Raw genomic sequence first — 25,646 nt, 5'->3', positions numbered from 1 at the left:
CAAGAGGCCCATAGAGCAGATCGTGGTCGTTTGCTGCCCCTCCAGGGGCAGCAAACGACCACGATCTGAACGGCGACTGGGGGTTGGGGTGAGTTGGGCGCCCACGGAGGGTGAGGCCGCGGGAGCAGCGGTCCGGACCACCACGGACATCGCGGTAGCCCGGATCTGGTTCGGGTTGGGTCCTTTGAAACGGCTACCACGTGCGCCGCGGCAGGTGCGGGAAGGTCAGAGGGCTAGACGAACAGGGGCGAGAGCCCTCGTTCGGCGACGAGCGACTCCATGCTCTCGTCGGACGGGCGCTGCTCGAAGCGCTCGGCCGCGTCGAGGAGGGCGGGCAGGATCTCCGCGTCGCCGGTGGTCAGCAGGAACGCCTGCGGGTTGCCGAGCACCCAGTGCACCGCCAGGTCGATGTCGGCCTGCTCGCGCAGCGGCTCGTACCAGGTACCGGCGGTCTTGGGCCGGCCCTCCCACGGGCGCAGGGCGAGGCTCTTGATCGTCTGGAGCGCGACGTTGCGCTCGGCGCACACCGCCGCGACCGCCTCGAACTTCTCCGCGTAGTAGGGGTCCTTCATCTGCCGGTAGTTGTACGGCAGCAGGACCGAGTCGAAGGGGAAGCGCTCCAGGCTGAGCCGGTGCATCTCGGGCACGGTCAAGCCGTGGCCGGTCACGCCGATGAAGCGGACCAGCCCTTCCTCCCGCGCCTCGACCGCTGCCTCCAGCGCACCGCCGTCGCGCAGGGCGGTCTCCCAGTCGATGACGTCGACGAGGTTGTGCAGCTGGATCATGTCGATGCGGTCGGTGCCGAGGCGCTCCAGCGAGCGGTGGATCTGCTCGCGGGCGCCGCGGTACGACCGCTCGCCGGTCTTTGTGGCGACGAAGAACGTGCCGGGGTGGCGCCGCAGCCACGGTGCGACCCGCAGCTCCGCGTCGCCGTAGCCGGCCGCGACGTCGATGTGGTTGATGCCGTGGGCGAGCAGGAGATCCAGCGTGCGGTCGGCCTCGCCTTTGGAGACGTTGGCCAGCGCGGCACCGCCGAAGATCACCCGACTCGACTCGTGTCCGGTCGCGCCGAACGGAACCCGTGCGATCACGTACCGAAGCTTACGCGGCCAGCTCCGCCGCGGTCGCACCCTCATGGGTCAGGGCGTGCTGGGTGCGGGTCCGCTCGTATGTCTCCACAGTGCGCAGAGCGGCCACCGTCCAGTCGTACGCGCCGCGTGCCCGCTCGGCGGCCGCGATGCCGTACGCGCGCCGCAGCTCGGGGTCGGCGAGCAGGTCGCGGACGGTTTCGGCGAGCCGGTCGGGTGTGACGAGACGGCCGGTCACGCCATCCGTCACGGTCTCGGCCAGCGGGCCGCCGGTGGTGGCCACGACCGGGATCCCGCAGGCCATCGCCTCGATCGCCGCGCGGCTGAACGACGCGTGCTCGGGCGTGCAGACCAGCAGGTCGGCGGAGCGGTACCAGCCGGGCATGTCGCCGTACGGCGCGGCGCCGGTCAGTCGCAGGTGCTCGTGCACGCCGTGGTTGACGGCGAGCGCGCGCAGCTCGGCGGCGTGCGGGCCGAGGCCGTTCGACGGCGGGCGCGGCCGGCCCACCACGACGAGCTCGGTGTCGGGCAGCTCCGGGAGCACCTCGATGGGCGCGGCGAAGCCGCTTTCCGCCACGAGCTGACCCACCGCGAGCAGGCGGTGGGTCCTCCGGCGAGCCCAGGCTCGCCCTTCCGGGGTGAACCGGGTGACGTCCACCCCGGGCGCGATGACCGACACGGTCGCCGGGGCGGCGCCGAGTCTTCGTACCCCGTGTGCCTCGGCCCTGGAGAGCGCCACGACGGCGTCGGTGGTGCCGGCGATGGCCGCGGCGTCGCCTTCCTCGTCCCCGTGGAAGGTGACCACCGTGGGCCGGCTGGTCAGCTTGCGGGCCGCCATCGCGGCCACCGCCGAGGTCAGGGCGTGGGCGTGCACGATGTCCGGTGCCCAGCCGTCCTGCCACGCGGCGTCCAGCCACTGCCCGAAGACGTCGCCCTCGTCCGCGGGCACGGCGATGGTCGTCACCCCGTCCGTACCCTCCTTGACCTCGGGTTGTGAGGGGTTGACGCGCCGGGTGTAGACGCGGACGTCGTGCCCGAGGCCGGTGAGGGCGGCCGCCAGCTCGGTGACGTGGACCGCAGGCGCGGCGGTCCAGTCACGGCTTGCCGGGCGCACGGGCCGGTGGTCGACCGAAAGAATCGCGATGCGCATCTGTGCTCCCGTCCGCCGTGACCTAACCGAGACCTGGCCGAGATGTTCCCGAGACTCTATCTTCCAAACCCTGACGGGTAGGCGACACTGCTGTTCCTTGTCGGAGTTGCCACTGGGTGCAACGATCTGGCTGCTGCGGCGAGGGACCGCGGTCCCGTTTGCCGGCGGTCGCAGACCGTGCGGTCGCACCGGTCGTCGAAGCCAGGGGAGGGACGATGACCAACCCCGGGCACGAGCCGGGCCCGCCGCCCGAGACCTATCTCATGGGCGCCACGCCGCCGGGCGGCGCGCCACCCTACACCGGCGGCGACGCCCCGGCCGGTGGTCCCGCGCCGCGCGCGAAGGGCCTGGCATCCGTCGTGGACCGTCGCACGATCCTCATCGGGGTGCCGGTGCTGGCCGGCCTGGCCGCGATCGGCGCGGTGACCGGCTACAGCCTCGCGAGCGACCCGCCCGCCGGCGAGGGCGGCACCGGCGACGGTGGGCGGGGGAGCGGCGGGCTGGGCTCGGCGCCGACCCAGTCGCCGACGGTGGTCGGCCCGGCGCGGCCGTACCCGAGCGACACCATCCTCTTCCGCCTCGACCAGGGCGAAAAATCGTTCATCTTCAGCGGCACGCCGGGCAGCGACCAGCGGAAGATGCTGGCCAACTCCGGGCACGACGCGCTGCCGCAGTGGTCGCACGACCGGCAGACGATCGTGTACATCCGGGACGCCGGCAACTGGTGGCAGGTGGTGACCATGCGCCCGGACGGTTCGCAGCAGACGGTCATCATCGACGAGGTGGTGCGCGGCACCCGTGTCTGCTGGTCGCCGGATGACAAGAAGCTGGCCTATGTGGACCGGGTGGACGGGCGCAACCAGCTCATGACGTTCACGCTCGGTGAGGCCGGGCCGAAGCAGGTCACCCGCAGCACGGACGACAAGGACGACCCCACCTGGTCGCCGGACGGCCGGGACGTCGCGATGTGGATCAACACGAAGGGCAACCGGCAGATCGGCCTCGTCAGCCTCGAACAGCCGGACGCGACCCCGCGGTGGCTGACCAAGGACAAGGTGAACTGCGCCGACCCGTGCTGGTCGCCGGACGGAAGCTGGATCGCGTACACGCGCAACGGCAAGGTGAGCGGGCAGCAGGACATCTGGGTGGTCAGGCCGGACGGGTCGGAAAACCGGGCGGTCACCAGCGGTACCGCGCAGGACATGGACCCCACCTGGTCGCCGGACAGCCAATGGGTCGCCTTCACCCGCGGCAAGGTCAAGGAGCCGTCGCTCTGGATCGCCCGCCCGGACGGCAAGGACCTGCAGCGCCTCACCGTCGGTGACGCGTACGAGGCGCACGCTTCCTGGTCCTGAAGCCCTCCTGTTACCTCCTCGCGGTCGCCTCCGTCATTGCGGTGACGGCAACCGTTTGGAGGCATCATGACGGCCCTGACCAGCACCATCGAGATCGCGCGGCCTCCGGAGGAGGTCTTCGCGTACGTCACCGACCCCACCCGCTTCCCGCAGTGGCAGGGCGACGTCGTGCGGGTGGAGGTCGAGGACGGGTACCACCCGGCGGTGGGCGCCCGCTTCACCACCACCCGCCGTATCGGCGCCACCGAGCGGACGATGACCCAGGAGGTCACGGAGCTGCGCCACCCGCGCCGGTGGGCGGTGGCGGGAGTGGACGGGCCGATCCGGCCGAACGCCTCGGTCACGGTGGAGCCGCTTCCCGGCGAGCGCTCGCGGGTCACGTTCACGCTCGACTTCACCGGCCACGGCGTCGGCGTGGCGCTCGCGCCGATGGTGCGCCGCCTGGCCGCCAAGGGCGCGCCGCCCAGCTACGCGAGCCTCAAGCGCCTCCTGGAGGGTCGGGCCTAGGCTCATGCCATGGCCGAGATCCTCTACCTCCACCACGCCCTCGGGTTGACGTCCGGGCAGCGCGACCTCGCCGAGACGCTCCGCCGCGCCGGGCACACGGTGCACACGCCGGACCTGTACGGGGGGAAGGTCTTCGAGACGCTCGACGCCGGCGCGGCGTACGGGCGGTCGCTGGGCTTCGAGGCGATCATCGACGACGGCGTCGCCGCGGCCGAGGGCCTGCCGGCCGGGCTGGTGTACATCGGCTACTCGCTCGGCGTCCTCCCGGCGCAGCGACTCGCGCAGACCCGGCCGGGAGCCAAGGGCGCGCTGTTCCTGGAGTCGTTCGTGCCGCCGTCCGAGTTCGGCGGGTGGCCCGCGGGCGTACCCGCGCAGGTGCATGGCATGGACGCGGACCCGATCTTCGCCGGCGAGGGCGACCTCGACGCGGCCCGGGCGTTTGTCGAGGCGACGCCGGCGGCGGAGCTGTTCCTCTACCCCGGCGGTGCGCACCTGTTCGCCGACCCCGGCCTGGCCAGCTACGACGAGGCCGCCGCCGGTCTGCTCACCGAGCGGGTGCTCGCGTTCATCGACCGGGTGGGATAGCCGGGCGCCGCTCGACGGGCGGGTTGCGCTCCGCTCGGATACGGTGACGGCATGTCGCGCGAAGCCTGGACCGTGGTCATCGTCCTCGGCGTGATCCTCGCCGTGGTGACGCTGATCGGCGCGATCGTGCTCGCCTTCCGCGTCTGGCGCACCCGCAAGCTGCTCGGCGAGCTGGGCGCCGGCGGCAAGGTCGCGTTCTACGGCGCGCTGCTCTACACGATCCTCCCGGTCGACGTGCTGCCCGACCCGATCTACCTCGACGACATGGGGCTGCTGGCCGGCTCGCTGCTGTACCTCAGCCATCTGGTGCGCAAGCAGCGGGCGTCCGCGCCCGACCCCACCCTGCACGAGCCGGTCCAGCTGCCCCGCCGCTGACGCCTCGCCGCCCGTAGCATTGACGACCATGAGGGCTGCCCTGGCACGCGGCGCGGCGGTACTGGCGGTGGTCGCGTTCGCCGCCGCGGCCTGCGACTCCTCCGAGCCCGACACCGCGCCACCGGCCCCGCCCGCGACCGCGTCACCCTCCGCCGCCGGCACACCGACACCCACACCGTCGCCGGACGGCGCCGCGGCGCTGGCCGCGTTCTGCGCCGACCTCAACGCCTTCGCCGCGGCCGCCGGGCCCGCGTTCGACCTCGGCGCGCTCGCCCTGATCGACGGCGAGACCCCCAACGAGCGGCGGAACGTGAGCCAGCTCGTCGACTCCATCGCCGCGCACGGCGCGCTGATCGAGCCCGAGCTCCCCGCCAACCTGGCCGACGACCTGGCGACGGTGGTGGCCGCGGCCGGCGCGGCCAAGGCGAAGCTGGCGAGCGACGCCGCCGCGTCCGAGGCGGTCGACCTGCTGCAGACCCAGAAGGTCAAGGCCGCCCGCGACGCGCTCGTGAAGTACCGCGGCTCCTGCTAGCGGATCTTCGTGGGCCGCGCCGCGTGCGACCGTGCGACCACGAGGGACCGCGAGGTTCAGGGGAGAGCCTTCTGGAAGTCAAAACCGAATGAGATGCGAGCTGCCGCGATGTCCGCGGTGGTCCGGACCGTTGCTCCCGCGGCCTCACCCTCCGCGGTCGGCCAGCTCCCCGCTCCGGCAGATCTTGGCAAGTTAGCGACGCACCCCTGATTCCTTCCAGGAACGCGGCGAGCGGCGCTCGACCTGGGTGCGCTCGACCGGCCAGCGTCGTCAGCCGCGCGCCGGGTTCGGGCCAGGAGGGGTTGAGGTGCGCGACCGCGGAGGGTGAGGCCGGCCGCTCACCGCGCGCCGGCCGAGGCGAGGTGGGCGCGGGTGCGGGCGAGCAGGTCGGCGACGCGGGGGTCGTCGAGGGCGGCCGGGCGGTGGATGGCGTGGTACGGCACGTCGGGCAGGTCGGTGACCGGGCGGCTCACCAGGCCGGCGGTCGGGGTGACGCACCCGTTGACGATCGCGAGCCCGAGGCCCAGCGAGACGAAGTGGACGGTCAGCGGCCACCCCTCGGCCTCGACCGCTACCGACCACTCGACGCCGGCGGCGCGGAAGGCGCGCTCCAGCGCGATCCGATGTGGACGGTGGGGTGGCGGCACCACCAGCGCGGCGCCGGCGAGGTCGCGCAGGCGGAGCCGGCGGCGGCGGGCCAGTGGATGGGTGGCCGGCAGGATCGCGGTCTGCGGGTAGCTGGCCAGCAGCTCGGTCGTCAGGTCGTCCGGCAGCGTGTCGAGCACCGCGACGCCGAGGTGGGCGCGGCCGGTGCGCACCGCGGCGAGTGTCTGGCCGCGGTCACCGTTGACGAGCCGCAGCCGGGCGGGGAGCGTCTCGCGGATGACGTCGCCCAGCAGGTACAGGTAGGCGCCCTGGCCGGCGGCGAGGATCACCGGCTGGTGCGGGGGAGTGGCGCGCAGCTCGCCGAGGAAGCGGGCCAGCCGGTCGTCGTGGTCGCGGGCGAAGCGGGCCACCGCCTCGCCGTCCGGCGTGAGGACCAGCCGCCGCCCGCTGCGGTGGTAGAGCGGGCGGTCCAGCGTGCGGGCCAGCTTGGCCACCTTGACGTGCAGCGCGGGCTGGGAGATGTGCAGCTCGGCGGCGGCTCGGGTGAAGTTGAGGTGCTCGGCGAAGACGGCGAACGCGGTCAGCGCCTCGCTCGACACTCCCGCCTCAATCATAGTCCCTGACTATAGCTGGGGCTGCGAACAATAGTTCTGCTCAAGCACCGCCGGCCCCACCATCAAAGGCATGAGACTCGGAATCGACATCGGCAAGGTCATCATCAACGGTCCCGCGCACCCCGAGGGCGGCGACACCGCGTTCTTCACCGGCGACACGGCGCGGATGCTGCGCACACCGGCGATGCCCGGCTCGTTCGAGGCCATCGCCCGCCTCGTGACGCTCTTCGACGGGCGGGTGTGGATCGTCTCCAAATGCGGCGAGCGGGTGGAGCGGCGCACGCTCCAGTGGCTGGAGCACCACGACTTCGCCGGCCGTACCGGCATCCCGCCGGACCACGTCCGCTTCTGCCGGCAACGGCCGGACAAGGCGATCCACTGCGCCGAGCTGGGCATCACGCACTTCGTCGACGACACGATGGAGGTGCACGAGGCACTGCGCGGCCTGGTGCCGCACCTCTACCTCTTCGGCGAGCGGGAAACGCCGCAACCGTGGCTGACGCACACCCCCACCTGGGCACACGCCGAGGAGGCGATCACGGCGACACTCGCAGGTACTCCGGCGGGACGTGGTCGGTGAGCCACACGCCGTTGGCGCTGCGGTAGAAGGCGAACCCGGCCGCCGCCATCGCCGCCGCGTCGACGGCGAGCACCGCCGCCGGACCGCGCCGGCGGCCACCCACGGCCCGCGCGGTCGGTACGTCCGGCGAGAGGTGCACGTGGTGCCGCTCGCCCCGCTCCAGCCCGCGCGCGCGGATCGACGGCACCACCGCCGCGGACGTGCCGTGGTAGAGGACCGGTGGCGGCGGCACCCGGTCGAGCCCCAGGTCGACCGGCACCGTGTGGCCCTGGCTCGCGCGGATCTCGTCGCGGCCGCCGGGGCCGGTGCGGATCGCGTACCGCCGCTTGTCGTTGCCCTCCACCACCGCGTCCAGGTCGGCCCGGCTCACGGACGTGCCGAGCGCGGCGAGCAGGTCGTCGACCCCCACCCAGCCCTGCGGGTCCAGCGTGAGGCCGGCGCTGGCGGGGTCATGGCGCAGCAGGTACGACACGCGCCGGCTCAGGCGCACCAGGGCGGCGTTATCCACGCTTCCACACCGTGTCGTCCCGGCCGGGCGGCGGTGGCGGGGGCGCGGCGGGAGGTGGAGAGGGCGAGGGCTCGGGCGCGGCGGTGGCAGGTGGCGCCGGCGGGACCGCCACGACCGCGCGCTGCCACCACTGCGCCAGGCCCAGCCCGGTGAGCACGAGCAGCGCCCCGGCCAGCGCGAACCACGCGGTGATCTCCACGTCTTCCCGCTGGAGCACGATCGAGGAGGGCAGGTCGAGCAGCACCTCGGTGAGCGCGTCGGTGTCCTCGGCCTTGTAGAACTCGCCGCCGGTCAGCTCGGCGACCTCGGTGAGCGTCCCCTCGTCGGCCTGCATGTACCGCCCGCGGCCGCCGAAGCCGCCGAACGGCCCGTTTGCGTCGCCGCGGAACGCCGCGTCGCCGCTGATCTGCTCCCGCGTGCAGATCGAGGGCGCGGGCTCGGTGCTGCCGAAGCCGATCGTGTACACGCGCAGCCGCCGCGCCGCCGCCTCCGCGGCCGCGGTGACCGGGTCGACGCCCTGTGTGTTGCGGCCGTCGGTGAGCACGACGATCGTGTCCGGCTGGTACTCCCCGGTGTCGCCCGTGGCCGGCGGCACCTCGACGCCGGTCGGCGGCACATCCGGGTTGATCTCGGAGATCGCGTCGACCGACGTGAGGATGGCCTGGCCGATCGCGGTGCCGCGGGAGGTCTTGAGGTCGTCGATCGCGGCCAGCAGCACGTCCTTGTCGCTGGTCGGCTCGACCAGCAGCCCGGCGATCGCGGAAAACGTGACAAGCCCGATCCGCGTGCCCTCGTCGAGGTCCTTGACGAAGGCGCGGGCCGCCTCCTGCGCCGCGCTCAGCCGGTTGGGCTCGACGTCCGTGGAGCACATCGAGGCGGAGACGTCCATCGCGAGCAGGATCGAGGCGGAGTTGGACGGCACCGGCACCGAGGCCTGCGGGCGGGTGGCGCCGCCGGCGAGCACGACGAGGCCGGCGGCGAAGAGCCAGATCGGGATGCGCCGCCGCCACAGCGAGCGGCCGGGGAGCGCGGCGCGGATCAGCGTGACGCTGGAGACCCGCACCGTCTCGCGGCGGCGCCGGCGGCGCAGCCACCACCGGTAGCCCAGCAGCAGGGGAAGGCCAGCAGCGCGGCGAGGGCCCATGGCCAGGTCAGCGACATCAGAGGATCCGTCCGAACCAGGTGATCATGAGCAGCCCGCCGATCGTCAGCAGGAGCAGCGCGATCCCGACGGCCGCCGCGGTCAGCTCGACGAGCTTGTCCTCGGTGGTGATGCGCAGGTCGAGCGAGTCGTAGACGTCGTTCAGGGATTGCGCGTCCTGTGCTCGATGGTAGGAGCCCGAGGCGGTCTCCGCGACCGCGGTGAGCAGCTCCTCGTTCAGCGAGGTCGCCATCTGGAACCCGTCGACCTCGATCGTCGCGCCCTCGACCGTGCCCACCCCGACCGTCTCGATGTGCACGCCGGCCGTGGCGGCGAGCTCCGCGGCGGCGACCGCGTCCGGCCCGCCGGTGTCCTCGCCGTCGGAGAGCAGCACGATCGTCGCCGAACGCCAGAAGCCCAAATCGGGCGGCGGCTCGGCGGCGTCCGGGTCGGGCAGGCTCACCGGCTGCCCGACGATCGCGGAGAGCGAGGCGAGGATCGCCTGCCCGACCGAGGTACCGCCGGCGATCGTGAGCCGGTTGATGGCGGCGATCGTGCTGTCGTGGTCGGCGCTGGGCAGCTGGGTGGTGAGCGCGCCCTGCCCGAACGCGACCACCCCGACGTCCACCGTGTCCGGCTGCTCGCGCACGAACGCGGCCGCCGCGGCCTGCGCGGCGCCCAGCCGGGTCGGCGCGATGTCCTTGGCGCCCATGCTGTTGGAGATGTCGAAGGCCAGGATCACCGTGCCCGAGGCCCTCGGCACCGGCACCGTCGCTTGTGGACGCGCGACGCCGAGGAAGAGGAGGACCAGCGCGGCGAGCATCAGCAGCGGCGGCAGGTGCCGCCGCAGGCGCCCACCGCGCGGACGTGCGGGCTGCAGTCCGGCGGCCGCCAGCGCCGTCGCCCTGCGGCGTTGCAAGAGGTGGTACGAGACGAACAGCCCCACCCCGACCGCCAGCGCGACGATCAGCAACAGCGGGTACCGGAAGCTCATGACCGTCCTCGCTTCGCTGCGGGCGGCCATGAGCCACAAGACGCGCTGGGCCCGATGGTTCGCTCGCTGCGCTCGCTCACGCTCGCCTCCGCTTGGAGCGCTGCGCCATCTCGACCAGCGCGGTCACCAGGTCCTGGTCGGTGCCGAGCCGGTGTGCGGCCGCCCCCGCCCGCCGGATCGCGCCGGTGACCGCGAACTCGCGCGCGTCCACCTCGGCCCGCAGCCGCCGCCGGAAGAGCGGGTCGCTGGTGTCGGCCAGCAGCTGCTCGCCGGTCTCCGCGTCCTCGACAAGCACCAGCCCCAGGTCGGGCAGGTCGAGCTCCGCCGGGTCGACGACCCGGATGGCCACCACCTCGTGCCGCATCGCCAGCCGGGTCAGCGCCGGCTCCCAGTCGAGGTCGCCGATGAAGTCGGAGACCACGAACACCAGCCCCCGCCGCCGCGCGGTCGAGGCGGCCAGGTGCAGCATCGCGGCGAGGTCGGTGGGGCGGCGGTCGGCGCGGGCCGGCCCGTCCCTGGTCAGCTCGTGTGTCAGGTGCAGCACGTGGTTGCGCCCGGTGCGGGCCGGGACGACCCGGTGCACCTGGTTGTCGTAGAGGATCGCGCCGACCCTGTTGCCGCCCTGCGTGAACAGCCGCGCCAGGCACACCGCCAGCTCCGTCACCACCGACGCCTTGCCGCCCTCGGCGTCCCCGCCCTCCGCGCTCGCCGGTCGCTTCCGCCGGCCCGCGCGCTCCGGACTCGTCGGAACGGAGCCTGCCCGCCCGGACGCGGTGCCGAAGCGCATGGAGGCCGAGCGGTCCAGCACCAGCCAGGCGGTCAGCTCGCGGTCCTCGGTGTACTGCCGCACGTACGGCTCGTCGAGGCGGGCGGTCACGTTCCAGTCGATGTGCCGCACGTCGTCTTCCGGCGTGTAGCCGCGCAGGTCGGCGAAGTCGATGCCGGTGCCGCGGAACACCGTGCGGTAGGCGCCCTGCAGCCGCCCGTCGAGCCGGCGCACGACCTGCCACTCCAGGCGGCGCAGCAGGCGGTCGGGCGCGGTGGTCACCGGACGGCCGCGCTTTCTCGCGAGGGCGCGTCCGGCACCGGCAGCGTGGCCAGCACCCGGGTGAGGATCGCGTCGGGCGTGACGTCGTCGGCGAGTGCCTCGTACGACAGAACGAGCCGGTGCCGCAGCACGTCGAGCGCGAGGTCGGTGAGGTCGGCCGGCACCACGTAGTCGCGTCCCCGCACGAACGCGAGCGCGCGGGCGGCCAGCACCAGGTTGATGGAGGCGCGGGGGCTGGCGCCGAAGCTCACGTACCGCGTCAGGTCGTCGAGGCCGACCTCCGCGGGGCGGCGGGTGGCGCCGGCGAGCCGGACCGAGTACTCGATCAGCGCCGGGTCCACGTACACCTGCTCGACCTTGGCTTGCATGGCGATGAGCCGCGCGGGGTCGGCGACCGCCTGGGTGGCCGGCGGCGCCGCGATGGCCCGCTCGACGATCACGAACTCCTCGGTGGCGCTGGGGTACCCCACCACGACCTTCATCATGAACCGGTCGACCTGCGCCTCGGGCAGCGGATAGGTGCCCTCGGACTCGATCGGGTTTTGCGTGGCCATGACCAGGAACGGGCGCGGCACCTCGTGCGTCTCCCGCCCGATCGTGACCTGCTGCTCCTGCATGACCTCCAGCAGCGCGCTCTGCACCTTGGCCGGCGCCCGGTTGATCTCGTCGGCGAGCAGCAGGTTGGTGAATACCGGCCCGAGCGAGACCTGGAACTCGCCGGTCGGCTGGTGGTAGACCCGGGTGCCGACGATGTCGGCGGGCACGAGGTCGGGCGTGAACTGGATCCGGTGGAACTGCCCGCCGATCGCGCCGGCGAGCGCCTTGACGGCGAGCGTCTTGGCAAGGCCGGGCACGCCCTCGACGAGGATGTGGCCGCGGGCGAGCATCGCCACCAGTAACCGTTCGAGCAGGATGTCCTGGCCGACGATGGTCTTCTTGACCTCGTAGAGGACCTGCTCCACCGGTGTGTCCATCCAGGCGTCCTATCGTCGTTTCGTCATCGCTGTGGTCCGTCTTCGCTGCCCGGGCCGCCGCCCAGCGCGGTGCCGATCGGCACCGCGAAGCCGATGCCGATGAACGTGCCGGCGCTGGTCGGGTTGGCCAGGGCGACGACGATGCCCACCGTCTCGCCGCGGGTGTTGACCAGCGGGCCGCCCGAGCTGCCCGGGTTGACCGCGGCGTCGAACTGGATGAGGCCGGCCAGCCGCGTGCCGTCGTTGCCGGACGCGGCCCGGTCCAGGCCCGAGACCACGCCCGAGGTCGCGCTGCTGGTCATGCCGAGCTGGTTGCCGACGGCGACGACCGTGTCGCCGACCGCGAGACGGCCGGAGTTGCCGATCGTGGCGGGCACCAGCACGGTCGGGAGGCTGGCCACTGAGAGCGCGGCGATGTCATTTTCCGGGTCGCTCGCCTCGACGGTCGCGGCCGAGCGCGTGCCGTCGGCGAACGTGACCCGCACCGCGCTGCCGCCCTTGACCACGTGCAGCGCGGTCAGGATCACGCCGGTGTCGCTGGCCACCACGCCCGTGCCGGTGCCTTCGACCCGGTCACCGGCGGCGAGCCGCTCGACGATGACGATCGACGGGGCGACCGTCTGGTACACCTCGGCGGCGCTCAGCTCCTCCACGGCGGTCGGCTTGGGCGACGGGGTCGGCTCGGCCTCGGGCGAACCGCCACCCGGGCCCCATCGGACCAGCGCGACCGCGAGCAGCAGGAGCGCCACCACCGCGGCCGCCCCGACCAGGGTCCAGCGGCGCATGGTTCACGATAACGGCGGGGAAGCAGTGCAGGCTAGCCTCCTGTGAGCGCTCACAGTATGGTTCTGGCCATGAGTGAGCAGCACCCGTGGTACGAGTCCTTCGCCCCGCCGCCGACCGCCGCGCCCGCCCGGGCCTGGCTCGACAGCGACGCCCCGCGGCTGTCGCTTTCCGGGCTGTGGCGGTTCCGGTACGCCGAGCGTGCCGACGGGCCGCTGGACTTCACCGCGCCGGCCTTCGAGGACGAGGGCTGGGACAGCCTGCCGGTGCCGTCGCACTGGCAGCTGCACGGGTACGGCGCACCGGCGTACACGAACATCACCTACCCCTTCCCGCTCGACCCGCCGCACGTGCCCGACGAGAACCCGACCGGCGACTACCGCCACACGTTCCGCCTCCCGGCCGGCTGGCCGGAAGGGCGCGCGGTGCTCCGCTTCGCCGGTGCCGACTCCGCCGCGCTGGTCTGGCTCAACGGCGTCGAGGTCGGGCGCACCACCGGCAGCCGGCTGGCGACCGAGTTCGACGTGACCGAGGCGCTGCGCCCGGACGGCGACAACGTCCTCGCGGTACGCGTCGTGCAGTGGAGCGCCGGCAGCTACGTCGAAGACCAGGACATGTGGTGGCTGTCCGGCATCTTCCGCGGCGTCGACCTGCTCGCCCGGCCGGACGGCGGCGTCGGCGACGTGGAGGTGCGCGCCGACTACGACCACACGAGCGGCGGCGGCACGCTCACGGTCGCCGCGGACGTCCCGGCCCGGGTGCGCGTGCCGGAGCTCGGCGTCGACGCGGCCACCGGCGAGACGGTGCGGCTGGCCTCGGTCGAGCCGTGGTCCGCCGAGCACCCCCGCCTGTACGACGCGATCGTCAGCACCGCCGCCGAGACCGTCACCCTGCGAATCGGCTTCCGGACCGTGCGGATCGAGGACGGGACGTTGACGGTGAACGGGCGCCGCGTGCTCTTCCGCGGCGTCAACCGGCACGAGTTCCACCCGGACCGGGGGCGCGCGGTCACCGAGGAGGACATGCTCGAAGACGTCCGGCTGATGAAACAGCACAACGTCAACGCGGTACGCACGAGCCACTACCCGCCGCACCCGCGCTTCCTGGAGCTCTGCGACGAGTACGGCCTGTACGTCGTCGACGAGTGCGACCTGGAGACCCACGGCTACGGCGCGGTGGACTGGCGCGGCAACCCGGCCGACGACACGCGCTGGGAGGCGGCGCTGGTCGACCGCATGCGGCGTACCGTCGAGCGGGACAAGAACCACCCGAGCGTCGTGCTGTGGTCCCTGGGCAACGAGAGCGGCAGCGGCCGCAACCTGTCCGCGATGGCCCGCTGGACCCGCCACCGCGACCCGAGCCGCCCCCTGCTGTACGAGCGCGACTGGACCTGCCGTGACGTCGACGTGTACAGCCGGATGTACCTCACGGTCGCCGAGGTGGAGGCGATCGGCCGCGGCGCGGAGGCACCCCTCGACGACCCGGCGCTGGACGCGCGGCGGCGGGCGATGCCGTTCATCCACGTCGAGTACGCGCACGCGATGGGCAACGGACCCGGCGGCCTCGCCGAGTACCAGCGCCTCTACGAGACCTACCCGCGCCTGCAGGGCGGCTTCGTGTGGGAGTGGATCGACCACGGCCTGCGCGCGCGCACGGCGGACGGCCGCGAGTACTTCGCCTACGGCGGCGACTTCGGCGAGGTGCTGCACGACGGCAACTTCGTCGCGGACGGGCTGCTCTTCCCGGACCGTACCCCCTCGCCCGGCCTGCTGGACCTGAAGAAGGTCTTCGAGCCGGTGCGGATCGCCCCGTCGGGCGACGGCGGCCTGACCGTCCACAACAAACACGTCCACAGTGGACTGTCTTATCTGGACTTCCGCTGGGTGCTGGAGGACGACGGCGAGGTCGTGGCGCGCGGCACGCTGGAGGTCGCCGACGTGGCTCCCGGCGCGAGCGTGCGGGTGGACCTGCCGGCCCTGCCGCAGACCGCGGGCGAGGCCTTCCTGACCGTGCAGGCCGTCCTCGCCGCCGACGAGCCGTGGGCCAAGGCCGGCCACGAGGTCGCCGCCGCCCAGGTCCCGGTCGCCGCCGCGCCACCGCCGGAAGGGGTGCCGCTGCTGGCCGGGAGGCGTCGGGCGGCGGGCGCGGTGCGCCGCGACGGGGGTCGCGTCGCGCTCGGGCCGGCCGTGCTGGACGAGCGGACCGGCCGCCTCACCCAGCTCGGCAGCTGGCCGGTCGACGGGCCGCGCCTGCAGGTCTGGCGGGCGCCCACCGACAACGACCGCGCGCCGCACGGCGAGGCCCTCGAACCGCGCTGGCGCGCCGCCGGCCTCGACCGCCTCACCCACCGCCTCGACGACCTGACCGTCACCGCGGACGGCGCGGTGGTACGCACCCGGGTCGCGCCGGCGTCGTCGGACGCGGGGCTGCTCGCCACGTACACCTGGACCGCCCTGGACGGCGACCGCGCCGGCCTCGTCGTGGACATCGGCGTGGACGGGCACCTGCCCGGGCCGCTGCCCATGCTGGGCGTGCTCTTCGCGCTGCCGGGCGAGCTCGACCAGGTGGAGTGGTTCGGGCGCGGGCCGGGCGAGGCGTACCCCGACACCGGCCTCGCCACCCGCTTCGGCCGCTGGTTCCGGACGGTGGCCGACCTGCAGGCGCCCTACGTCTTCCCCAGGAGAACGGGCGCCGCGCGGACGTGCGGTGGGCGACCGTGACCGGCGGCCAGGGCGGCGGCCTGCGGGTCGGCGGGCGGGCGCCGTTCGGCCTGACCGTGCGCCCGTGGACGGCGGAGGCGCTCGACCGGGCCGCGCACCCGACGGACCTGGCCCCGACGGGCACACCTGGCTCACGCTCGACGCCGGGCACAACGGGATCGGCTCCGCCTCGTGCGGCCCCGGCGTTCTGCCGCCCTACCTGCTGCCCGCCGCCCCCGCGCGGCTGGAACTGGAGCTGCGGGTGCTATGACCTCGTCACGCTGGAGGGAGCGCCGCCCCGGTGAGCCGGGCGCAGTGCTCCACCAGCGCGTCCTGTACCTCCGGGTCGTACGCCTGCTCGTTGAGGCGCACCACCCGGCGGTCGTGGAAGAACTGGCCGGTCGCCGGCTCGTCCGATGTGGACAGCCACACGGGCGTGTCGGCGCCGGCGGCCACGTCGAGGGGGCTGGTTTGTTCGCGCTCGCTTCGCTCGCTGGCGGCCCCGGGAGGCCGGCGCGCTCCGCCCTCGTCGCTGCGCTCCTCGGGCCGGAGCTTGCCGGCCCCTGGGCCGGGAAGCCGCTCATCTTGGTGCGGATCCAGCCGGGATGCACGGCGTTGACGCGCAGGGCCGGGTAGCGGCGGGCGACGGCGAACGCGATCGCGGTCATCGCGAGCTTCGAGTCGGCGTACGCGCTGTCGGCGGTCCACGCCGCCGCGTGCTGCAGGTCGTCGAGGTCGATCCGGCCGCGGACGATCGAGTCGGAGCTGACGTAGACGAGCCGGGACGGCAGCGGGAGCAGGGCGGTGAGCAGGTACGCCGAGAGCGCGTTGACCTGGAAGGTGCGCTCCAGCCCGTCTGCGGTCACCGGCCGGGGGCCTTCCGGCGGCAGCCAGCCGGCGTTGTGCACAACCACGTCGAACGGGGCGCCCGCCCGCAGCGCCGCCGCCATGTCGCGGGTGGAGGCGAGTGATGCGAGGTCGCCGACCACCACCTCGCCCGCGCCGGCCTCGCGCAGCCGCGCCGCCTTCGCCTCGTCGCGGGCGTGCCGGACCACGTCGTGGCCCATGCCTTCCAGCACCTCGGCGACCTTCGCGCCGATGCCGTCCGACGACCCGGTCACCAGGCACCTGCTCGCCAGGGTCCCGCTCATCGGTCGACCTCGAATCCTTGGAAGCCGAGCACGCCCTCGATCGTGAGCGGCCGGGGGCGCACCGGCACGTCGAAGCTGAACACCTCGAGCACCGCCGGGCCGGCCCGCAGGTAGGTCATGAGGAAGCCGCGCGCGTCGTCGTGGTGGCGGATCTCCCCGATCACCTCGTAGTCGAACTCGCGCAGCGCCGCCGGCAGGTCCTCGACCGTGATCGCCACGTGGTCGAAGCGCGGCCGCTCGCCCGGCGCCGCCCTCGTCGCGGCCTCGGCGGCGGCCAGATCCGGCGCGAACACGTGCTGGTAGGAAAGGTTGCCCTGGACGAACTCCAGCCGGGCGCCGTCCGGGTCGAGGAAGAACGCGATCCGCACGTCGCCGAGCACGTCGGCCGGGGGCGAGAGCACGGTGACCCCGGCCGCCGCGAGGTCGCGGACGCGGGCGTCGATGTCGCCGACCTTCATGCCGAAGTGCCGGACACCGCCCTGCAGGTCGTCGTCGACCCAGCCGCCGAGGTCGGCGCCCGGCTCGACCTCGGTGACCAGGACGCGCACCTCGCCGGCCGCGAAGCACCGCGCGTGCGGGCCGGCCGCGGGCACCTCGTCGAAGCCGAGCAGGTCGCGATAGAAGGCCGCGGATCGGTCGAGGTCGCGGGAACCGAGCCGCACCTGCCGCAGCCCAGCGGAACGTGTCGTCACGACCGGCACCCTACCGTGACCGCTCACAGGCACACCAGAGTCAACCGCTGAGCGCAGATTGACAGCGGAAACAAATCCGCAACGAAGCCTTGACACAGCCTCGGCGACGCGCCGATTCTGTGAACGCTCACAGAGAGACTGCTACCCCTTCGAGTGAACTCAGGAGGGCACCCCCATGACTCAGCGGATCCAACGGCGCGGCTTCCTCAAGGGCATCGCCACCATCGGCGCGGCCGCCACGATGCCGGCCTTCCTCGCCGCGTGCAGCGGTGACGACGAGGAGCCGGCACAGACCGCGGGCGACCCCGACGCCCCGGCCAACCTGACGTTCTGGACCTGGACCACCAACATCCAGAAGGTCGTCGACATCTGGAACGCGAAGAACCCCACCCAGAAGGTCACGGTGAGCAACCAGGCCCAGGGTGAAGAGCTGATCACCAAGACGCTGACCGCGCACCGCGCGGGCAACGCACCCGACCTGATCCACGCCGAGTACCAGGCGCTTCCGGTGCTCATCACCAACGGCGTCGCCGCCGACCTCACGTCCCTGGCCGACGGCATCAAGGGCGACTTCACCGCGGGGACCTGGGCGCTGACCTCGTTCGGCGGCAAGACGTACGGGATACCGCAGGACGTCGGCCCGATGATGCTGTACTACCGCGAAGACCTCTTCCAGCAGCTCGGCCTCACGGTGCCGAAGACGTGGGACGAGTTCGCCGGCGTGGCGCGGCAGGTGCGGCAGAAGGACAGCAAGCGGTACCTGGCCACCTTCTCCTCCGGCGACCCGGGCTGGTTCGCGGGGCTGGCCGAGCAGGCCGGCGCCAACTGGTGGACCAACGACAACGGTACGTGGACCGTGCGCATCAATGACGAGCCGACGAAGAAGGTCGCCTCCTTCTGGGGCGAGCTTGTCAACGCCGACGTCCTCTCCGGCAAGCCGATGTACACCCCTGAGTGGAACAAGGCGATGACCGACGGCACGCTGCTGGCCTGGCCCAGTGCGATCTGGGGCGCCGGCGTGCTGGAAGGCGTCGCGCCGAGCACCAAGGGCAAGTGGCGCATGGTGCCGATGCCGCAGTGGGACGCCGCCGCGCCGGCCAGCGGCTACTGGGGTGGCTCCGCCACCGCCATCTCCAGCAAGTCGTCGCAGCGGGCGCAGGCGGAGAAGTTCGTCAGGTGGCTCAACACCGACCAGGAGGCGCTCGACGCGCTCATCTCCGAGGGCGGCATCTACCCGGCCGCGTCCAAGGGACAGTCCAGCCCGCAGCTCAACAAGGCGCCGGCGATGATGCCCAACCAGCCCACGTTCTTCACCGATGCCGCCGAGATCGCCAAGACCGCGCGCGGCTTCAACTGGGCGCCGAACGTCAATGTGACGTACAGCCAGTACAACGACATCTTCGCCAAGGCGATCCAGGACAAGTCCGACTTCGCCGCCGCCGTCGACGCCATCCAGGCCGCGTCCGTCGCCGACCTCAAGAAGCAGGGCTTCGAGGTCAAGGAGGCGTGATGAGCGGGAGCCGGGAGGCTACGGACCTCGACCACGATGGTGGACGAGCGCCGAGCGGCGGAGCGAGGTAAGCATGGTATCCGCCGCCACCGCGGTCCGCCGCCGTCGCCGGCCCAGCCGGCGCGGCGGCCCGACCCCGTACGTGCTGTTGGCCCCGGCCATCGTCCTGCTCGTGCTCTTCCTGCTGGTCCCGATCGGGTACACGGTGTACCTCAGCCTGCGCGCGGCCCGGGTCACCGGCGGCGGGCTGGGCATCCGCAAGGAGACGTTCGTCGGCCTCGACAACTACGCGAGCGTGCTCACCGACTCGGCGTACGTCGACGGCCTGCTGCGCATGCTGCTGTACGGCCTGATCGTCGTGCCCACCATGCTCGGCCTCGCCCTGCTCTTCGCGCTGCTGCTGGACACGCCGCGGGTGCGCTTCGGCGCGTTCTCCCGGATCGGCATCTTCCTGCCGTACGCGGTGCCCGGCGTGATCGCCTCCCTGCTGTGGGGCTTCCTCTACCTGCCCAACGTGAGCCCGATCCGGGACGTGTTCGAGGCGGTGGGGCTCCCGGCGCCGGACTTCCTCGCGCCCGGCTCGGTGCTCTTCTCGGTCGCCAACATCGGCGTGTGGGGCGGCGTCGGGTTCAACATGATCGTGCTGTTCACCGCGCTGCGCGGGGTGCCGCAGGAGATGTACGACGCGGCCCGCATCGACGGCGCAAACGAGGTGCAGATCGCGCTGCGCGTGAAGGTGCCGCTGATCATGCCGGCCGTCATCATGACCGCCATCTTCGCGATGATCTCCACGCTCCAGGTCTACACCGAGCCGGCGACGCTCCAGCCGCTCACCGACACCGTCTCGCAGACCTGGGTGCCGCTCATGACGATCTACCGGGACGCGTTCGTCAACGCGGACCTCTACAGCGCCGCGGCCGCGTCGGTGGTGCTCGCGCTCGGCACGCTCGCCGTGTCGGTCGCGGTGCTCACGGTGTTGCAGCGGCGGGCCTTCGGGAGGGACCGATGAGCGAGCGCAGCGAGCGAATCATCAGGCACAGCCCTCGTGGAGCCTCGTGCCCGCCCGCAGCGAAGCGAGGACGGGCATGAGCGTCCTCACCGAGCGACCGGCGCCCGCGCGGACCCGGCCGGTCCCGCGCCCGGAAAAGCCGCGCACGCGGTGGGTACCGACCGCGCTGCTGCTGCTCGGCGCCGTGTACTGCCTCGCGCCCGTGGTCTGGGTCGCGATCGCCGCCACGAAGGGCCCGAGCGAGCTGTTCAGCACGTTCTCGTTCTGGCCGAGCTTCCAGGGCGGGTTCCAGTACAACGTCACGCACCTGCTCGACTTCCGCGACGGCGTGTTCCTCAAGTGGGCCCTCAACAGCCTGCTGTACGCGGGCGTCGGCTCGGTGCTGTCGGTCGCGGTCTCCACGCTCGCCGGGTACGCGCTGGCCAAGTACGACTTCGTCGGCCGCGAGCTGATCTTCATGACGATCCTCGCCGGCGTGCTGGTACCGCAGATCACGCTCGCCGTGCCGCAGTACCTGCTGATGTCCGAGCTCGACCTGGTCAACTCGTACTGGTCGGTGCTGCTGCCGAGCATCATCAGCCCGTACGGCATCTACCTGTCCCGGATCTACGCCGCCTCGGTCGTCTCCGACGACATGCTGGAGGCCGGGCGGATCGACGGCGCGGGCGAGTACCGGCTGGCCTGGAAGGTCGGGCTGCCGCCGATGATCCCGGGCATGGTGACGCTGCTGCTGCTGCAGTTCGTCGCGATCTGGAACAACTTCCTGCTGCCGTACATCATGATCTCCGACGACGGCCGCTTCCCGATGACCGTGGGCCTGTTCACGATGCTCAACCAGGGTGCCAGCCAGCCCGCCCTGTACTCCCTGGTCGTCATGGGTGTCTTCCTGTCCGTGCTGCCGCTCGTCGCGCTGTTCCTGTTCCTGCAGCGGTACTGGCGGCTCGACCTGGTGAGTGGGGGAGTCAAGGGATGACCGGCGTCCGGTTCCCGGCGGGGTTCGTGTGGGGCACGGCGACCGCCGCCTACCAGGTGGAGGGCGCGGTCGGCGAGGACGGGCGCGGACCTTCGATCTGGGACACGTTCTGCCGCGTGCCGGGCGCGATCGCCGGCGGCGACACCGGCGACGTCGCCTGCGACCACTACCACCGGTGGCCCGAGGACGTGGCGCTGATGGCGTCGCTGGGGCTCGGCGCGTACCGCTTCTCCATCGCGTGGCCCCGCGTCCAGCCGGACGGCACCGGCCCGGCCAACCAGAAGGGCCTCGACCACTACCGCCGGCTCGTGGACGGGCTGCGTGAGCGGGGCATCGTCCCGTACGTGACGCTGTACCACTGGGACCTGCCCCAGGCGCTGCAGGACCGGGGCGGCTGGCCGGCGCGGGACACCGCGTACCGGTTCGCCGACTACGCGGGGATCGTGCGGGACGCGCTCGGCGACGTGGTCGACCACTGGGCCACGCTCAACGAGCCGAAGGTGTCCAGCCACGCCGGCTACGGCGACGGCATCCACGCGCCCGGCATCCGGGACCGGGTGCAGCGCGACCGGGCCGCTCACCACCTGCTGCTCGCGCACGGGCTGGGGATGTCGGTGCTCAGCGGCAGCGGCGAGGTCGGCGTCACGCTCGACCTGAGCCCGGTGGTGCCGCTCACCCCGGCCGACGCGGCCGCGGCCGAGGCGCACGACTACGACAACCACGGCATGTTCCTGGAGCCGATCATGCGCGGGCGGACCCGGCTCGGCGACGACGTCGTGCACGACGGCGACCTCGACCTGATCAGCGCGCCGATCGACTACCTCGGCGTCAACTACTACCGGCCGCTCTACGTCCCGCGGGTGCCGCCCGAGCTGCCGGTGACTGCCGTGGGCTGGCCCGTCGTCCCGTCCGGCCTGCGCGACCTGCTGCTCGGCCTCCGCGCCACGTACCCGGACCTGCCGCCGCTCTACATCACAGAGAACGGCGCCGCGTTCGACGACGAGGTCGGCCCGGACGGGTGGGTCGACGACCCGCTGCGCGTGGCGTACCTGCACAGCCACCTGCTCGCCCTGCACGAGGCGATCCAGGACGGCGCCGACGTGCGTGGCTACTTCCTCTGGACGCTGCTGGACAACTTCGAGTGGGCCGAGGGCTTCGCCAAGCGGTTCGGCATCGTCCATGTCGACCATGCCGACCAGACCCGCCGGCCGAAGACGAGTGCCCATTGGTACGGACAGGTGGCCCGCACCGGCGCGGTTCCACAACGGCGGCAGGAGGCCGCGTGGAAAACTGAGGCCGATGAGTAGCGAGACGGCCCAGCCACACCCCAAGTCGCGCGGCGCGGCCCGGCGCGCCATGCGGCGCGGCCCGACGATCGACGACGTGGCGGAGGTCGCCGGGGTCTCCCGGGGCACGGTCTCCCGGGTGCTCAACGGCGCACGGTACGTGAGCCCGGCCGCGCTCAAGGCGGTCGAGCGGGCGGTGCGCACCACGGGGTACACGGTGAACCAGAGCGCCCGCAGCCTGGTCACCAAGCAGTCCAACGCGGTCGCGTTCGTGCTGTCGGAGCCGCAGGAGCGCCTCTTCGAGGACCCCAACTTCAGCGTGCTGCTGCGCTGCTGCACCCAGGCGCTCGCCGAGCACGACATCAGCCTCATCCTGATGCTGGAGTCCAGCGACGCCGAGCGCGACCGCGTCCTGCGGTACGTGCGCGGCGGCCACGTCGACGGGGTGCTGCTGATCTCCGCGCACTCCGGCGACCCGCTGATCGCCGACCTGGCCAGCGGCGTCGTGCCCGCGGTGGCCTGCGGCAAGCCGGGCGGCCCGGAGGCCACCATCCCGTACGTCGCGGCCGAGGACACCGAGGGTGCCCGGCAGATGACCCGCCACCTCGTGGCGCAGGGCCGCAAGCGGATCGGCATGATCGCCTGCCCGCAGGTGGTCGGTGGTCCGGAGCGGCTCCAGGGGTACCGGGACGTGCTCGGCCGCCGGGCGACGAAGCGGCTCGTCGTGCACACCTCCGACTACAGCTTCGCCGCCGGCGCGGCCGCGATGCGCGAGCTGCTGTCGGAGAGCCCGGACATCGACGCCGTGTTCGCCGCGTCCGACCTGCTCGCCGCCGGCGCCCTCGCCGAGCTGCGCCGCGCCGGCCGCCGGGTGCCGGACGACGTCGCGGTGGGCGGCTTCGACGACTCCCGCATCGCCCGCGAGACCGACCCGCCGCTGACCACGATCCGCCAGCCACTGGAACGCGTCGCCGCCGACATGGTCGACGTCCTCCTGCGCCTCATCCGCCGCGAACCCGCCTCGTCCCGCCTCCTCCCCACCGAGCTGGTCCTCCGCGAGTCCGCCTGACGCCGGCACCGTCCAGATAGGACACCCGTCGCGCCCGGTTGCCCGCCGTCGATACGATCGCGCGGGTGAAGGCGGTCCGGGAGTACCTCACTGGTCTGGGCCTCGCCCTCCTCACCATCCTGGCCGTCGTCGTCGTGGCCGGTGTGCCGGCCATCGGCTTCTTCGCGGTCGCGTTCTACTTCGCGGACAACCCGCTCATCGCCTGGGTTGCCGGCAGTGTCGGGCGCGTCCTGCTTGTCGCCACCGTGCTGGTTGTCACCTTCCTGCTCTTCGCCGGCCTGCTGGGGCTGAGGATGACGGCCCGCCTGTTCTTCGTCCACGACAAGCGCGCGATCGCCGCGCGGGAGGAGCTGCGGGCCAGGTTTCAGGCCGAGGTGGACGCCGCCGCCACCGTCCCGGTCGCCCCGGGCCAGGGCGTCCTGCGGCTGATCCCGGTCAGGCCCGAGTGGTGGCACGACCCCGCCTTCGGCGAGGAGACCACGGCGGTCGTCACCGTCGGCGGCGCCGAGCACCCGCTGGCCACCTGGGAGCCGGTCGACGTGGCGGTCAGCAGCGGCGACACCGAGGTCGTGGCCTGGCTCTGCCGGCTCGATGGAGGCGGGGGCCGCCGCGTCAGCCACACGGTCACGGTCCCCGTTGGCGGGATCGCCACGCTCGTCTACCGCCCTTCCTCGCTGCCGGAGCTGGCCGGCAAGCTGGAGCCGCTCGACCACGAGCCGCTGGGCGACATCTCCATGTTCCGGCTGATGCTGGGAGCCGTGGCCCTGATCGCCACCACGTACGCCGTCTGGCAGCTGGCCACCGGCTAGAACCTCGCGGGCTCGGGATGCGCGCGTCCGCGGGCGAGGCGGGAGTACGCGGGTCCGCCCGTAGTTCATGGGTTGACCTGGGCGACCGCGGAGGGTGAGGCCGCGGGAGCGACGGTCCGGACCACCGCGGGCGTCGCGGTAGCTCAGATGATTTCGAATTGGGGTCCTGGACGCCGCCACCGCCGGTCCGCCATCGGGTCAGTCCCGCGTCGATCCGACGTCTACCCTTTGGCGTCATGACGACGATGCCGCCGGTGGTGCGTGACCTGTCCGCGCGGCTCGGCTACGAGCGGGTGCTGGTGTCCGGGCCGGCGTTCGAGGCGGCCGCCCTCGTGTGGAACGACGCGGTGCGCCACCGGCCGGTCGCGGTCGTCCGCCCGCTGGACGCCGCCGGGGTGGCGGCCGCGGTCCTCGCCGCGCGCGAGCAGGGGCTGCCGCTGTCGGTGCGGGGCGGCGGGCACGACTGGCTCGGTCGGGCGGTGCGGGACGGTGGCCTCGTGATCGACCTCGCCGGCATGCGGCGGGTCACCGTGGACGCCGCCGCCGGTGTCGCCACAGTGGAGGGTGGCGCCACCGTGCGGGACGTGATCGCCGCGGCGGCGCCGCACGGGCTTGTCGCGGCGGCCGGCACCGTCGGCGGGGTGGGCATGGCCGGGCTCACCCTCGGCGGTGGGTACGGGCCGCTGCTGGGCCGCTTCGGGCTGGCCGCCGACAACCTGCTCGGTGCCGAGGTGGTGCTCGCCGACGGCAGCGTGGTGACCGCCGGGCCCGACCTGCTCTGGGCGCTGCGCGGGGGTGGCGGAAACTTCGGCGTCGTCACCGCGATGCGGATCGCGCTGCACCCGGTGCGGAGGCTGCTGACCGGCTTCGCCATGTACCCCTTGGCGGACGCCGCCGCCGTGCTGGGCCGCCTGCGCGAGCTGCTGGCCGCCGCGCCCGACGAGCTGACCGTCCCCAGTGGAGTGGGCTCCGGCCCGGACGGTGAGCCGGCCGCCTTCCTGGCACCGGTCTGGTGCGGCGACGAGGCGGAGGGGCGCGACGCGCTCGGCGCGCTGGGGCTGTCCACTGTGGCCAGTGTGACCTACCCGGAGCTGCTCGCGCAGTTCGACCAGTACGCCGCCGGTGGCCGCCACCACGCGATGCGCACGCGCAGCGTGCCCGCGCACACCCCGGAGGTGGTCGAGGCGCTGCTCGCCGCCGGGCGGTCCCGCACCTCGCCGCTGTCCGGCGTCGTCGTGCACCACTTCCACGGCGCCGCCACCCGGGTGGCCGGCGACGCCACGGCGGTCGGCGAGCGGCGCGACCACCTCATGGTGGAGATCGGCGCGGTGTGGCAGCCGCACGAGCCGGCCGGGCCGCACCGGGCGTGGACGGACGACGTGTGGTCGGCGCTGGCGCCGGTGGCGCTGCCCGGCGGCTACCCCAACCTGCTGCGCCCCGACGACCGCGAGCAGGTCGCGCACGCCTACGGCGCCAACGCCGGCCGCCTCCGCGAGGTGAAGGTCCGCTACGACCCGGACGGCGTCTTCACGGCCACGCCACTGCCCTCCTGAACACGGTGCGCGCACGCACCGATACAGGCCGCTAACAGCGTCACCACCTGCGGAG

At 73.0% G+C, this 25,646-nt stretch carries 24 protein-coding genes and 2 pseudogenes; 15 read left to right on the top strand and 11 right to left on the bottom strand.

The window, feature by feature from the left end; translation table 11 throughout:
- Window positions 1-233: 233 nt before the first annotated feature.
- Window positions 234-1,091 (bottom strand): aldo/keto reductase, encoded by an 858-nt coding sequence (locus Phou_RS01920; protein ID WP_173053005.1) that lies wholly within the window; start codon window positions 1,089-1,091, stop codon window positions 234-236.
- Between the two features lie 10 nt (window positions 1,092-1,101).
- Complete coding sequence (locus Phou_RS01915; RefSeq protein WP_173053002.1) at window positions 1,102-2,238, bottom strand: glycosyltransferase; 1,137 nt, start codon at window positions 2,236-2,238, stop codon at window positions 1,102-1,104.
- A 215-nt stretch (window positions 2,239-2,453) separates the two neighbouring features.
- Between Phou_RS01915 and Phou_RS01910 the strand changes: the two genes are divergently transcribed.
- The 5 genes from Phou_RS01910 to Phou_RS01890 all read left to right on the top strand — a co-directional run bounded on the left by Phou_RS01910 (window position 2,454) and on the right by Phou_RS01890 (window position 5,592).
- Window positions 2,454-3,593 (top strand): TolB family protein, encoded by a 1,140-nt coding sequence (locus Phou_RS01910; RefSeq protein ID WP_173053000.1) that lies wholly within the window; start codon window positions 2,454-2,456, stop codon window positions 3,591-3,593.
- A gap of 66 nt (window positions 3,594-3,659) precedes the next feature.
- Window positions 3,660-4,100, top strand: a complete 441-nt coding sequence (locus Phou_RS01905; RefSeq protein ID WP_173052998.1) for an SRPBCC family protein — start codon at window positions 3,660-3,662, stop codon at window positions 4,098-4,100.
- A gap of 9 nt (window positions 4,101-4,109) precedes the next feature.
- Entirely contained in the window at window positions 4,110-4,685 is a 576-nt protein-coding gene (locus tag Phou_RS01900) for a dienelactone hydrolase family protein (RefSeq protein ID WP_173052996.1), read from the top strand.
- Between the two features lie 51 nt (window positions 4,686-4,736).
- The gene (locus Phou_RS01895) at window positions 4,737-5,060 is read left to right on the top strand and encodes a YkvA family protein (protein WP_173052994.1); all 324 of its coding nucleotides are present in this window, start codon (window positions 4,737-4,739) and stop codon (window positions 5,058-5,060) included.
- A gap of 28 nt (window positions 5,061-5,088) precedes the next feature.
- Entirely contained in the window at window positions 5,089-5,592 is a 504-nt protein-coding gene (locus Phou_RS01890) for a hypothetical protein (RefSeq protein WP_173052992.1), read from the top strand.
- A 338-nt stretch (window positions 5,593-5,930) separates the two neighbouring features.
- Here the strand turns inward: Phou_RS01890 and Phou_RS01885 are convergent, their stop codons facing one another.
- The gene (locus tag Phou_RS01885) at window positions 5,931-6,812 is read right to left on the bottom strand and encodes a LysR family transcriptional regulator (protein WP_173052990.1); all 882 of its coding nucleotides are present in this window, start codon (window positions 6,810-6,812) and stop codon (window positions 5,931-5,933) included.
- Between the two features lie 70 nt (window positions 6,813-6,882).
- Here Phou_RS01885 and Phou_RS01880 point away from each other — a divergent pair, with 70 nt between their 5' ends.
- A complete protein-coding gene (locus Phou_RS01880; RefSeq protein ID WP_173052988.1) occupies window positions 6,883-7,392 on the top strand; it encodes a hypothetical protein in 510 nt (169 codons plus the stop codon).
- On the opposite strand, the gene Phou_RS01875 is transcribed toward Phou_RS01880, so the two are convergent.
- The 6 genes and pseudogenes from Phou_RS01875 to Phou_RS01850 form a co-directional block, all read right to left on the bottom strand.
- On the bottom strand, window positions 7,349-7,900 hold the full coding sequence (locus tag Phou_RS01875; RefSeq protein ID WP_173052986.1) for an RNA 2'-phosphotransferase: 552 nt from the start codon (window positions 7,898-7,900) through the stop codon (window positions 7,349-7,351). The two genes, Phou_RS01880 and Phou_RS01875, sit on opposite strands and share 44 nt — an antisense overlap.
- Window positions 7,893-9,044: a VWA domain-containing protein gene (locus tag Phou_RS01870; RefSeq protein WP_246273125.1), complete on the bottom strand. Its 1,152-nt coding sequence runs from the start codon at window positions 9,042-9,044 to the stop codon at window positions 7,893-7,895. The genes Phou_RS01875 and Phou_RS01870 overlap by 8 nt, the downstream gene beginning before the upstream one ends.
- Before the next feature lie 16 nt (window positions 9,045-9,060).
- A complete protein-coding gene (locus Phou_RS01865; RefSeq protein WP_173052984.1) occupies window positions 9,061-10,035 on the bottom strand; it encodes a VWA domain-containing protein in 975 nt (324 codons plus the stop codon).
- A gap of 76 nt (window positions 10,036-10,111) precedes the next feature.
- A complete protein-coding gene (locus tag Phou_RS01860; protein WP_173052981.1) occupies window positions 10,112-11,083 on the bottom strand; it encodes a DUF58 domain-containing protein in 972 nt (323 codons plus the stop codon).
- Window positions 11,046-12,057 (bottom strand): annotated as a pseudogene (locus Phou_RS01855) (AAA family ATPase); the annotation flags it as partial. The gene Phou_RS01860 and the pseudogene Phou_RS01855, both read right to left, overlap by 38 nt.
- 23 nt (window positions 12,058-12,080) lie before the next feature.
- Window positions 12,081-12,842 carry a S1C family serine protease gene (locus Phou_RS01850; RefSeq protein WP_173052977.1) on the bottom strand — a complete coding sequence of 254 codons (762 nt, stop codon included), beginning with the start codon at window positions 12,840-12,842 and terminating at the stop codon, window positions 12,081-12,083.
- A 57-nt stretch (window positions 12,843-12,899) separates the two neighbouring features.
- Between Phou_RS01850 and Phou_RS01845 the strand changes: the two are divergent.
- A pseudogene (locus Phou_RS01845) lies at window positions 12,900-15,616 on the top strand (glycoside hydrolase family 2 TIM barrel-domain containing protein); the annotation flags it as partial.
- Complete coding sequence (locus tag Phou_RS55260; protein WP_371872162.1) at window positions 15,547-15,810, top strand: beta-galactosidase small subunit-related protein; 264 nt, start codon at window positions 15,547-15,549, stop codon at window positions 15,808-15,810. The pseudogene Phou_RS01845 and the gene Phou_RS55260, both read left to right, overlap by 70 nt.
- On the opposite strand, the gene Phou_RS01840 is transcribed toward Phou_RS55260, so the two are convergent.
- Both Phou_RS01840 and Phou_RS01835 read right to left on the bottom strand, forming a co-directional pair.
- Entirely contained in the window at window positions 15,692-16,690 is a 999-nt protein-coding gene (locus Phou_RS01840; protein ID WP_173052975.1) for an SDR family oxidoreductase, read from the bottom strand. The genes Phou_RS55260 and Phou_RS01840 overlap by 119 nt on opposite strands.
- Window positions 16,687-17,382: a VOC family protein gene (locus Phou_RS01835; RefSeq protein ID WP_173052973.1), complete on the bottom strand. Its 696-nt coding sequence runs from the start codon at window positions 17,380-17,382 to the stop codon at window positions 16,687-16,689. Before Phou_RS01835 ends, Phou_RS01840 begins: the two co-directional genes overlap by 4 nt.
- A 175-nt stretch (window positions 17,383-17,557) precedes the next feature.
- On the opposite strand from Phou_RS01835, the gene Phou_RS01830 reads away from it, so the two are divergent.
- The 7 genes from Phou_RS01830 to Phou_RS01800 all read left to right on the top strand — a co-directional run bounded on the left by Phou_RS01830 (window position 17,558) and on the right by Phou_RS01800 (window position 25,591).
- On the top strand, window positions 17,558-18,892 hold the full coding sequence (locus Phou_RS01830) for an ABC transporter substrate-binding protein (RefSeq protein ID WP_173052970.1): 1,335 nt from the start codon (window positions 17,558-17,560) through the stop codon (window positions 18,890-18,892).
- A 73-nt stretch (window positions 18,893-18,965) separates the two neighbouring features.
- Entirely contained in the window at window positions 18,966-19,901 is a 936-nt protein-coding gene (locus tag Phou_RS01825; RefSeq protein ID WP_173052968.1) for a carbohydrate ABC transporter permease, read from the top strand.
- A 76-nt stretch (window positions 19,902-19,977) separates the two neighbouring features.
- Window positions 19,978-20,874: a carbohydrate ABC transporter permease gene (locus tag Phou_RS01820; RefSeq protein WP_173052966.1), complete on the top strand. Its 897-nt coding sequence runs from the start codon at window positions 19,978-19,980 to the stop codon at window positions 20,872-20,874.
- Window positions 20,871-22,181: a GH1 family beta-glucosidase gene (locus Phou_RS01815; RefSeq protein ID WP_173052964.1), complete on the top strand. Its 1,311-nt coding sequence runs from the start codon at window positions 20,871-20,873 to the stop codon at window positions 22,179-22,181. The genes Phou_RS01820 and Phou_RS01815 overlap by 4 nt, the downstream gene beginning before the upstream one ends.
- The gene (locus Phou_RS01810; RefSeq protein ID WP_218578644.1) at window positions 22,174-23,229 is read left to right on the top strand and encodes a LacI family DNA-binding transcriptional regulator; all 1,056 of its coding nucleotides are present in this window, start codon (window positions 22,174-22,176) and stop codon (window positions 23,227-23,229) included. The genes Phou_RS01815 and Phou_RS01810 overlap by 8 nt, the downstream gene beginning before the upstream one ends.
- Window positions 23,230-23,294: 65 nt before the next feature.
- Window positions 23,295-24,038 (top strand): hypothetical protein, encoded by a 744-nt coding sequence (locus Phou_RS01805; protein ID WP_173052962.1) that lies wholly within the window; start codon window positions 23,295-23,297, stop codon window positions 24,036-24,038.
- Between the two features lie 236 nt (window positions 24,039-24,274).
- Window positions 24,275-25,591: an FAD-binding oxidoreductase gene (locus Phou_RS01800; protein WP_173052960.1), complete on the top strand. Its 1,317-nt coding sequence runs from the start codon at window positions 24,275-24,277 to the stop codon at window positions 25,589-25,591.
- The last annotated feature ends 55 nt before the right edge of the window (window positions 25,592-25,646 follow it).

Origin of the sequence: Phytohabitans houttuyneae, from assembly GCF_011764425.1 — a bacterium.
GTDB lineage: Bacteria > Actinomycetota > Actinomycetes > Mycobacteriales > Micromonosporaceae > Phytohabitans > Phytohabitans houttuyneae.
Note: the sequence above shows the minus strand (reverse complement) of the source record. Positions and strands in the feature narration are given on the sequence as shown.